This window comes from Pseudoalteromonas sp. SCSIO_11900 (assembly GCF_000576475.1).
Taxonomy (GTDB): domain Bacteria; phylum Pseudomonadota; class Gammaproteobacteria; order Enterobacterales; family Alteromonadaceae; genus Pseudoalteromonas; species Pseudoalteromonas tetraodonis.
Genome location: NZ_KK070024.1, coordinates 1 through 875 on the forward strand (window position 1 = coordinate 1; position 875 = coordinate 875).

Annotated in this window: 1 protein-coding gene; it reads left to right on the forward strand. The window is 39.9% G+C overall.

The genetic code is table 11. The features are described 5' to 3' along the window. Positions 1–875 (forward strand): IS4 family transposase (locus BG00_RS14300; protein WP_051498252.1); only part of this gene is annotated, 875 nt, incomplete at both ends.

Consider the following 875-nt stretch of genomic DNA (forward strand, 5'->3'; position numbering starts at 1 on the left):
GCACACAAAACCTTTTCCACCCAGTCTTTTGAACAATGGTGCGGACTTAATTTACTCGCTGTTGATGGCGTTAGTTTTCGAACTCATGATAATCAAGATAACAGAGAAGCATTTGGCAGTGACAGTAATCAACATGGAGAAGTAAGCTACCCACAAGTACGAATGTGTAGCCTTATGGAAGTATCTAGCCATTTACTGTTAGATAGCAGCTTTGACTCCCGTCGCATAGGTGAAATGAGCTTAGCTCAACGACTATTACCAGCCGTACCAGATAATTCTCTTACCTTGTTTGACCGCGGCTATTACTCATTAGGACTGTTGCATCAATGGCAAAACCAAGGAGATAACACTCACTGGATGTTACCCGCGAGGAAGGATTTACAGTATCAAGTTGAACATAGTATAAATGACAATGATAAAATAGTGATTTTGTCCACAAGTCCTCAAGCCAGAAAGAAATTTGAGTCATTACCAGAGACCATGATGGCAAGATTAACCACCTATAAAGTGGATGGAAAAAGCTATCGTGTACTTAGCTCTCTCATTGACCCTTTACGATTTCCATATGAAGAATTAACAGAGGTTTATACTCAACGCTGGGAAATTGAGCTGGCGTTTAGAGAAATAAAGCAGGGATTGAATCATAGCAAACACACGTTACGTAGTAAGAAACCAGACATGGTACGTCAAGAGTTATGGGGGTTATTACTCGCTTACAATTTAATACGTATCGTCATGCTTGATGCAACTAAAGATGAGGATATTTTGCCTACACAGCTAAGCTTTAGCCAATCTATGCGACAGGTTATCGCTTTCTTTATGTTTACGCCAATACATAGTGCAAGTAAGTTGCCTATTCATTACGATGAGTTACT